This window comes from Streptomyces spiramenti (assembly GCF_012034385.1).
GTDB lineage: Bacteria > Actinomycetota > Actinomycetes > Streptomycetales > Streptomycetaceae > Streptomyces > Streptomyces spiramenti.
The window spans coordinates 1-9453 of record NZ_JAAVJB010000199.1 but is presented as its reverse complement, the minus strand read 5'-3'; the positions used below and the strand labels follow the sequence as shown (position 1 = coordinate 9453).

General features: G+C 74.4%; 4 protein-coding genes and 2 pseudogenes. 1 reads left to right on the top strand and 5 read right to left on the bottom strand.

Annotated features, from left to right (window positions below):
* The 5 genes and pseudogenes from HCJ92_RS25870 to HCJ92_RS19055 all read right to left on the bottom strand — a co-directional run.
* Positions 1-196 (bottom strand): annotated as a pseudogene (locus HCJ92_RS25870) (hypothetical protein); the annotation flags it as partial.
* A gap of 227 nt (positions 197-423) precedes the next feature.
* A pseudogene (locus HCJ92_RS19070) lies at positions 424-5475 on the bottom strand (beta-ketoacyl synthase N-terminal-like domain-containing protein); the annotation flags it as partial.
* Positions 5476-6146: 671 nt separating this feature from the next.
* Complete coding sequence (locus tag HCJ92_RS19065) at positions 6147-6407, bottom strand: hypothetical protein (RefSeq protein WP_167934836.1); 261 nt, start codon at positions 6405-6407, stop codon at positions 6147-6149.
* 256 nt (positions 6408-6663) lie between these two features.
* On the bottom strand, positions 6664-7314 hold the full coding sequence (locus HCJ92_RS19060) for a GmrSD restriction endonuclease domain-containing protein (protein WP_338054261.1): 651 nt from the start codon (positions 7312-7314) through the stop codon (positions 6664-6666).
* A gap of 279 nt (positions 7315-7593) precedes the next feature.
* Positions 7594-8196 carry an RDD family protein gene (locus HCJ92_RS19055; protein WP_167934835.1) on the bottom strand — a complete coding sequence of 201 codons (603 nt, stop codon included), beginning with the start codon at positions 8194-8196 and terminating at the stop codon, positions 7594-7596.
* A gap of 333 nt (positions 8197-8529) precedes the next feature.
* On the opposite strand from HCJ92_RS19055, the gene HCJ92_RS19050 reads away from it, so the two are divergent.
* Complete coding sequence (locus HCJ92_RS19050) at positions 8530-9393, top strand: bifunctional methylenetetrahydrofolate dehydrogenase/methenyltetrahydrofolate cyclohydrolase (RefSeq protein ID WP_167934834.1); 864 nt, start codon at positions 8530-8532, stop codon at positions 9391-9393.
* Positions 9394-9453 lie beyond the last annotated feature (60 nt).

Below are 9453 nucleotides of genomic sequence, written 5' to 3'. Positions count from 1 at the left end.
CGGCGATCTTGAGCGCGAAGCCCATGTTCTGCGCGACGCTCATGTGCGGGTAGAGCGCGTAGTTCTGGAACACCATGGCGATGCCCCGGTCCTTCGGCGGCAGGTGGGGCACGTCGCGGTCACGCGCTCGACCAGCCGCTCCGAGAGTGCCAGCTGCCGCTCCACCAGCCGTTCCCGGGAGTCCGCGGAGGCGCCGCCCCCGGTCGTCCCGGCGTCGGCGGACACGGCGGGGGCCGCCGCAGCGGCGGATACCGCGGGCGGTGCCGTCGGCATCGGCGGTGCCGGGCGGGCGGCCGGGGCCGGCGGGGCCGCGGGCATGGCGGGCGCGGAGGGGCGCGCGGCCGGGGCGTGCTCCGGTGCGGTCGGCGCCGTGGGCGTGCTCGGCACGGTCGGCGCGGGGAGCTGGGCGGCTATCGCACGCGCCAGCTTCTCCGGGGTGTCGGAGTCGCCGAACAGATCCCGAACGGGCACCCTGACGTCGAACTCGGTCGCCAGGTCACGGGCAGCGGCCATCATCGACAGCGAGTCCGCGCCCTGCTCCAGGAACGTCCCCTCCGCGTCGACCTCGTCGGCGTCGGAACCCAGGCGCTTGCCGACGACCTCGCGGACCCGTGCCAGCACGACACCGGTCTGCTCCGCCGCCACCGTCGCGGCCACCTCGGCCACGGAGACCGGCTCGACGGCCGCCTCGGCATCGGAGGACGCGCTCCGCCCGGCGGGGGCACTCGCCGCCGTCTGCGTGGTGGCCGGCTCGGCCGGACTGTTCCCGGGCTTCGCGGGCTCCCCGAAACGGGTGCGGCGCAGCGGATGGGCGGGGAGGGGCACGCGGCGTCCTTCGGGGGTGAGTTCGGTCCAGTCGGGGTCGACGCCCAGCTCGTAGAGAGCCGCCACGGCGGGCCACACGGCGTCGCCGTCGGGTTCGGGAAGGGTCGGGGTCCAGCGGCTGCGGGGCAGCGCGCGGCGACCGACGCCGCTGAGCACCCGGCCGGGGCCGAGCTCCAGGAAGTCGGTGCAGCCGGAGGCAGCCACCTCGGCCAGCGAGTCGGCGAACTCCACGGCGCGCCGGGCCTGCGTGACCAGGTAGTCGCCGGTCAGGACCGTTCCGGGCGCGTGCGCCACGGCGTCGGCAGTGGTGATCAGGGGGAACCGCAGCGGGTGCAGCTCCAGCCCCTCGACGGCTGTCCGCAGCCCGTCGAGTGCGCCGTCCATGAGCGCGGTGTGGAAGGCGCGGTCCACGGCCAGGGCCCGCCAGGCCACGCCCTCGCCGTTCAGGACGGCGCCGGCGGCGCGTACGGCTTCGTCGGGGCCCGCCAGCACGTGGTGGCCGGGCGCGTTGGCCGCGGCGACCTCCAGCCCGCACCGAGCGGCGAGTTCGGCGCTCCGCGCCGCGTCCGCGACGACGGCCAGCATCCCGCCGGGGGCGGTCGCCTGCATCAGCCGTCCGCGCTCGGCGGTGATCCGCACGCCGTCCGCCAGGGTGAGAGCGCCCGCCGCGTGCAGGGCGGCGTACTCGCCGACGCTGTGGCCCAGGACGACCGCCGGTGTCACACCGACACCGTGCCAGGCCGCCCACTGGGCCGCCTGCAGGGCGAACAGCGCCGTCTGTGCGGTGGCCGTCGGCCAGGGCGCGCCGGCGTCGGAGCCGGTCGGCGCCGCGCCGCACAGCGGCTCCAGCAGCCCGCCGGCGTCCGGGGCGTGCGCGTGGAACAGCGCCTCGCACCGGTCGAGGACGGCGCGTGCGCGGGGGAAGTCCTCGTACAGCCGGGTGGCCGACCCCGGCCGGAGGTCACCCTGGCCGCTGAAGGCGAAGGCGAGCGGCCCGCGCTGCGCACGGTCGGCGACCCGGTCCGACTGCCGCAGCGCCGCGACCAGTTCGGCGGTGGTCCGACCGGTGACGGCGCGGCGGTGCGTCAGGTGCCGTCGGCCCAGCGCCAGTGTCCGCACCACGTCGGCCGCCGGTGGGGCCGACGGCGAGTCGAGGTGGTCCGCGACCCGGGTGACGAGTTCCGCGAGGGTGGCCGCGTCGGCGGCCGAGAGCGGCAGCACGACCGGGCCGGCCGCCGCCGTGCGCGGGCCGGCCGCCACGGGCGGTGCCTCCTCCAGCACGACGTGCGCGTTGGTGCCGCCTACTCCGAGCGCGCTCACCCCTGCCCGCAGCGGTCCGCCGTCCCGCGACACCCAGGGCCGCAGCTCCGTGGCGGGATGGAACGGGCCGCCCGACCAGTCCATGTCCGGGTGCGGGCGCGACAGGTTGACGGTGGGCACCAGCTCGCGGTGGCGCAGCATCAGCACGGTCTTGATCAGGCCCGCCATGCCGGCGCAGGTGTCCAGGTGGCCGATGTTGCCCTTGACCGAACCGAGCGCGCAGCGCGGCGCGTCGGCGGGCCTCCCGGCCAGCGCGCGGGTCAGCGCCCGGAACTCGACCGGGTCGCCCACGGCGGTGCCCGTGCCGTGCGCCTCCAGGTAGGAGACGGTGTCGGCGGCGACCCCGGCGCGGAGCAGCGCCGCACGGACGACGTCCGCGTGGCCGCCGACGGAGGGCGCGGTGAAGCCGGCCTTGGCACCGCCGTCGTTGTTGATTGCGGTGCCGGCGATCACCGCGTGCACGGTGTCGCCGTCGGCCAGCGCGCGGTCGAGCGGCTTCAGCAGGACCGCCGCGACACCGTTGCCGCCGACGGTGCCGTCCGCGTCCGCGTCGAACGGCCGGCAGCGGCCGGTCCCGGAGAGGATCGACCCGGGCTCGTGCCGGTACCCCGCCTCCTGCGGCAGCCGGACGGCGGCGGCGCCCGCCAGCGCCAGGTCGGCGTCGCCGGAGAGCAGTGCCTGCACCGCCAGGTGCACGGCGACCAGCGAGGTGGAGCAGGCCGTCTGGACGCCGATGGCGGGCCCGGCGAGGTTCAGGCGGTGGGCGACGCGTGTGGCGAGGAAGTCCGGCAGGCCCCCGGTGGCGGCGTGCACGGCGGCGGCGCCGTCGTCGTGCGACGCGTCACCGGTCGAGCCGGGGGCGTCCTGGTGGCCGTAGAGGTGCATCCCGGATCCGGCGAAGACCCCGATGCGCTCCCCGGCGGTGTCACCGGCGTGACCGCCGTGCTCCAGCGCGAGGTAGCAGGTCTCCAGGAACAGCCGGTGTGCCGGGTCGATGAGCCGGGCCTCGGCCCGACTGACGCCGAAGAAGGCCGCGTCGAATGCGTCGACGTCGGTCAGCACGCCCGCGACGGGGCGCAGGGCCGGGTCGACGGGGCCGGCGGCGGCGTGGGCGGCGGTGAAGTCGCCGACGCTGTCCCGGCCTTCGCGCAGGTTGGCCCAGAACCGGTCGATGTCGGGGGCGCCGGGGAAGCGGGCGGACATACCGATGATCGCGATGCGGCGGTCCGTCGGCCCGCCGCCCGCGGGGGGTGCCGCCCGCTGTGCCGTGGCGCCGGGGGCGCCCGCGACCGCGGGGCGCGCGACGTGTTCGGCGACGTGCCGGGCGAGGTCGGCGACGGTCGGGTGTTCGTAGAAGGCGGCTGCGGCCACCTTGGTGCCGAGGTCGAGTTCGAGCGCTGCCCGTACCCGTGCGAGAGCGAGGGAGTTGAGGCCGAGGTCGAAGAACGCGACGTCGTCGGCGACGTGTCGTCCCGCCGCGGCGGCGATCGCCGCGCGCACCGCGGTCAGCACGGTGCCGACCGCGTCCGGCCGGGGGGCGTCGGCCCCGGCCGCGGGGCCCGCGCCGGGGGAGTCCGCGTCGTCGCGGGCGCCGGCCGGAGCGGCCCCCGGGGTGCCGACCGTGGTGCCGCCCGGGGTGCCGACCGCCGAGGCGGCGGTGGCGGCCTCGACGGTGGGGACGGAGTGGGCGGGCTCGGCGCTCGTGCCGCCTATCATCCGCGCCAGCTGGTCACGCCGGACCTTGCCGCTCTTGGTGCGGGGGAACTCCGCCTCCGGTACCGCGACCACCCGTACGTCGGAGAGGCGCAGCCGCCGGAAGACCGCCGCCCGCACCTCCCGCGCGGTGGCCGCGTCCTGTTCCGGATCGCCGGTCGCGGAGGCGAAGCCGACGTAGAGCCGTTCGCTCCCGGAGTCGGCGTCGGGGACGCCGCAGGCGCCGACCGTCCCCGGGACGACGCCGGAGGCCGCGGTGGCGGCGTCCTCGATCTCGTGGCAGGTGTAGTTGTGGCCGTTGAGAATCAGGACGTCCTTGGACCGGCCGGTGATCACCAGCTCGCCGTCGGCGAGGAACGCGAGGTCACCGGTGTCCAGCCAGCCGTCGGCGGTCAGCGCCGCCGCGGTCGCGGCCGGGTTGTTGGCGTAGCCGGTGGTGACGCGCACCGAGTCGACCTGCAGGCGCCCGATGCGGCGTTCGGTCAGCAGCCGGTCGGCGGTGTCGACGACGCGCAGCGACGACTCCGCTGCGGGCGGACCGACGGCGACGAAGGTCACCGTCTCGTGCTCGGGGGTCGCCGCGTCCGCCCAGACCAGCTCGCCTCCCAGGCTGGAGCGGACCACGCGCCGGACCCCGGTGGGCGAGGCGAACCGTCCCCAGGTGATGGCGGTGGTCGTCTCCGCCATCCCCCACGCCGGCCGGAACGTTTCTTCCCGGACGCCGAAGGGCGCGACCGCGTCGAGGAACTCCCGCGCCGCCTCCGGTTTGATCTGTTCGCCGCCGCAGAGGAGGGTGCGCACCCCGGAGAGCTCCCAGGAGAGCTCGGGCGCCGCCGCCAGCTCCCGGCTGATCAGCCGGTAGCCGAACATCGGCGCCCAGCTGTGCCGGACCTGCCACTCGGCCATCAGCTCCAGCCAGCGCAGCGGCCGGGCCAGCACCAGCTCGGTCGGGAGGTGCACGTTGGTGTTGCCGAGGTACACCTGCATCAGGTGGTAGATCAGGAACGCGCCGCTGTGGTCCACCGGCAGCCAGTTCAGCGAGACGTCCCCGGCGCCGACCTCCAACTCGTCGGCGCTGGAGGCGGCGAACAGCGACAGTGCCCGGTGGGTGAGCTGCGCCGCCTTGGGTGCGCCCGTGCTGCCCGAGGAGAGCATCAGCAGCGCCACGTCGTCGGGTTCGGGCCTGTGGTCGGCCACCGCCGGCGGTCCGTCGGCCAGTCGGTCGACGTCGGCGGCGGTCGGGCCCCCCTGGCGGGCGAGCACGGCGGTCCCCGCGGTGTCGGAGACCACCAGCGGTTCGCCCAGCAGGCGCCAGGTGTGCGCCAGCCGCTCCGGAACCGGTCCCGTGGTGTCGGGGTCCTGGCTCTCCACCAGCGCGGCAGGGCGGACGCCGCCGAGGACGCATGCCCAGAAGACCGCGAAGTGGTCCGCCAGCGGGAGCCCTTGCAGGATCACGGTGTCACCGGCGGCCACGCCGTGCCGCCGCAGGCCACCGAGGATGCGCCGGGCGCGCTCCAGCAGGGCCGGGTAGTCGAGCCGGGTGGTCGTCCCGTCCGCGGCGAGGGTCACCACGCCGGCCGTGGGAGCGTTCCTGGCTGCCCGCAGCAGGGCCTCCACGGCATTGCCCGGGTCGTCGTGACCCGGTTGCAGCGGCGGTCCCTGGCTCAGCGCGGGCGGGGTGGGCGTCGGCACGTTCGGAAGGCCTTTCACCAGGCGGATGCTGTGCGAAATTCCGGCTTCCCGGCCCCGCACGGGAATGGGCACTTTATAGACGTGTCCCAGCCTTGTGCGCAAGGTCCAGCCGAAAAGCCGCGCCCGCACGGCCGAAATGAGTTCAATACACAACTGACTTACGGTCAGGATCGGTGTCACCTGCGTGTTCGTCGCGGGGTTCGGGTGCTGTACGGGCAGTGTTGTTCCGCGTGCGGACGGTGCGCGGTGGCAGGTGGTCGGGTTTCCCCGGTGTTTCCGCCGCTTTATCGACGCCCCTCCGCGAATACCTCCACGGGGTAACCGTGTCCCACGTCGGATTACAGCCAGGGAATTGCGGGTGTGATATCGCGCGAGCGCGCGGAGCGGCGGCGGACGCGCTGTGCCGGAGCGGCGGCGAGGCGATCGGGGGTGGCCCGGGGGCGGGAAACGGACCCGGGCCGGGCGGGGCCCGGGCAAGGGCGGGCGTAGCCGCGCCGCCTCGACCCGGGGTCGGTGGTGTCACCGGTACGGGGGACCGGGCGGGGGCCGCGGCGCACCCGAACGGGGGTGCGCCGGTCGGCTCTTCGGAGGGTGCCTCAGGGCTGCGGGCGGTGGAGCATGCTGACCAGAACCTCGTGGAGCACCTCGTGGTCGCGGGCGTCGTGGAGCGTGAACGGCCCGCCCTGGATCGTGTACCACTCGTCGGCGCCGGCGTAGCGGACCTTCAGTGCCAGGGTGCCGTCGGAGTCCGCGTCGGTGAGCAGTTCGAGTTCGCCGCTGATCACCCCCACCTCGTCGGTCATGAGTCCGCCACGGGGGGCCTTGAATACGGTGGTGCGTTCGGTGGATTCGCTCATGAGGGGCATCTCACCACAATCGGAGGGGGCATTCGCCGTACTCGCCACGGGGGCGCACGCCGGTGTCGCCGACTCCTGACCGGTCGTGCGAACCCCGCGCCCGGCGCGAGCGCGGGCCGGGATCGTGTCCGTGCGCGGCGCGCGGGGTCCGGTGCGCGGTCCTCGGCGCGCCGGGGACGTCGCCACGACAGGCCGACGGCCCGTCCGCCGGGTGGGGCGGACGGGCCGTCGAGGGGTGGTGCGGTGGGTGCCGGGGTCAGCAGTAGGTGTTCAGCGCGGACTGCAGGGCGTTCCGCTCCGCGGAGTCCGCGGTGAGGTCGTAGGTGTGCTTGACCCTGATCCACATGCGCGTGTAGGTGCAGCGGTACTCCGTGCGGGGCATCCAGTCGGCGGGGTCCTGGTCGCCCTTGGAGCTGTTGGAGGAGGAGCTGGCAACGATCAGCTGCGGCCAGTACAGGTCGTTGGCGAAGTCGGCGCGGCGCTGCTGGCTCCAGCTGTTGGCGCCCGAGCGCCACGCCTCGGCGAGCGGGACGACGTGGTCGATGGTCGCCTGCGAGACCGTGGAGGTGGTGGTGTTGTCGTACTGGCTGTACCAGCTGCCGGAGGTGGGCTGGCAGTTGGAGCCGACCTGCACGTTGGAGCCGTCACGCTGGAGCACGGTCTGCCGGGCGGTGCAGCCGCCGCTGGAGCGCCAGTGGGGGAACTCGCTGCGGGAGTAGCCCGCCATCGAGCCCTCGGGTGCCACCCGGAGCTGGTTCAGCTCGGACTGGGCGGTGGCGGCGGAGGGGATGCGGGGCGGGGCGGCCGTCGCGGCGGAGCCGAGAAGGGCGGCCAGCAGCGCCGCGACGCAGGCGACGACGGTCGCGGCGAGCCAGCGGGTGCGGCGGTAAGTGGGGGGACGGAGCACGGAGCGCCTCCTGGCGGTAAGTGGGGGTTACCTGGGGAGAATTACCGAGCAATGTAGCAGGTGCATGTCAATTCTCTACGCGAGTTGATGAACGTCATCGAACATCACGGGGGTGTTCGGTGCGCGACGTGCCGCGCACCACGGCGGAGTGCGCCGCGCTCCCGACCGGCCCCGCGCCGGGCGCCGTTGGGGCGGCGGGTGGGTCAACGGCGGCGGGGCCGCGCCGTGTTGTCACGGACGCGGCCCCGTCGGCCTGCTGCACGAGAGGGTGGCTCATGCTCAGATCTTCCGCACCACCACGGTGCCGACGATCTTGTCGGCGAAGGTCTGCTTCTTCGCGTCCCACAGTGGCCACAGGAAGCCGAGGAAGCAGGGGAGGGCGTTGACGATGTGCAGCAGGGTGCGGGCGATGCCTATGCCCGCCCCGACCGGCTTGCCGGTGCTCTCCTTCAGGACCTCGATGCTGACGGCCTTCTTGCCGGGGGTCTGGCCGGTGGTGCCGGTCAGGTAGCCCCAGAGGATCATGGCGGCGATGCTGAGCAGCACGCCGAAGTAGTAGAGCCCGCCGGGCGACTCGCCCACGACGGTCGGCGTACCGGCGACCATCAGGATCGCGGGAACGGTGTAGAAGACGATGTAGTCGAGGATGTAGGCGACCACGCGCGAGCCCCAGCCCGCGTAGGCGTTGGGGACCACGCCGCCGTGGTGACCGCCCTGCTGCGGGTAGCCGGGGTATCCGCCGGGCTGGCCCTGCTGCGGGTAGCCGGGGTATCCGCCGGGCTGGCCCTGCTGCGGGTGACCGGGCTGTCCCTGCTGGCCGTACGGGTTCTGGCCCTGGCCGTAGGGGTTCTGCTCGTTGCCCGGCTGAGGCGGGTAGCTCATGTGGGTGTTCCTTCTGCCATCGAGTGAGCGGTACGACCCTCCGACGGGTCGCCTGACGCACACTGCGGCATCCCCCCGGACGGTCCCCGGGATCATATGACCGTCATCCCGGACGTTCCGGGGACCGGCGCGCACTGTTTCGAAGCTGCAACCTGCCGTCTCCTCGGCCGACCGGTGACCGGCGTTGCCCGCTCCCGACGTTCGCCGCTCTCCGCTGCCGGTCGCCTACCGTCCGTCCTCGCCCGGTACCCGTTGGTTCACCCCTGTCACAGCACCGCCGCTCGCGGGGAGCCGATTGGAGCCGGAGGCCCGCCATCCGCGAGGATGACCCCCATGAGTGCCCAGATTCTCGACGGCAAGGCCACCGCAGCCGCCATCAAGTCCGACCTGACCGCGCGCGTCGCCGCACTGCGCCTCCAGGGGATCACCCCCGGACTCGGGACCCTGCTGGTGGGCGACGACCCCGGTAGCCAGAAGTACGTCGCGGGCAAGCACCGCGACTGCGCGGCCGTCGGAATCGCCTCCATCCAGCGGGAGTTGCCGGCCACGGCCACCCAGGACGACATCGAGGCCGTCGTCAGCGAGCTCAACGCCGACCCCGCCTGCACCGGTTACATCGTCCAGCTCCCCCTGCCCCGCGGCATCGACACCAACCGCGTGCTGGAGCTGATGGACCCGGCGAAGGACGCCGACGGTCTGCACCCGGTCAGCCTCGGCCGCCTGGTGCTCAACGAGCCCGCGCCGCTGCCCTGCACCCCCAACGGCATCATCCGGCTGCTGCGCCAGTACGGCGTCGAGCTCAACGGCGCCGAGGTCGTCGTGGTCGGTCGCGGCACCACCGTGGGCCGGACCCTCCCGCTGCTGCTGACCCGCCGCAGTGAGAACGCGACCGTGACCCAGTGCCACACCGGTACCCGCGACCTCTCCGCGCAGTTGCGCCGCGCCGACATCGTCGTCGCGGCTGCGGGCGTCGGTCACCTCGTCAAGCCCGAGGACATCAAGCCCGGTGCTGCCGTCCTGGACGTCGGCGTCAGCCGCGACGAGAACGGCAGGATCGTCGGTGACGTCCACCCCGGTGTCACCGAGGTCGCCGGTTGGGTCTCCCCGAACCCCGGCGGTGTCGGCCCGATGACGCGGGCGCTGCTGCTGGAGAACGTCGTCCTGGCGGCCGAGCGCGAGGCGGAGCGCGCGGCATGAGCGAGCGCGAGCCGGCCGACGGCCCGTCCGCCGGCTCCGCCGCCGGCGACCCCGGCGCGG

What these genes read in the sequence shown, in the direction of transcription:
- HCJ92_RS19055 (WP_167934835.1), bottom strand. Translation starts at nt 8,196, where the DNA reads ATGAGCTACCCGCCTCAGCCGGGCAACGAGCAGAACCCCTACGGCCAG.
- HCJ92_RS19065 (WP_167934836.1), bottom strand. Translation starts at nt 6,407, where the DNA reads ATGAGCGAATCCACCGAACGCACCACCGTATTCAAGGCCCCCCGTGGC.
- HCJ92_RS19050 (WP_167934834.1), top strand. Translation starts at nt 8,530, where the DNA reads ATGAGTGCCCAGATTCTCGACGGCAAGGCCACCGCAGCCGCCATCAAG.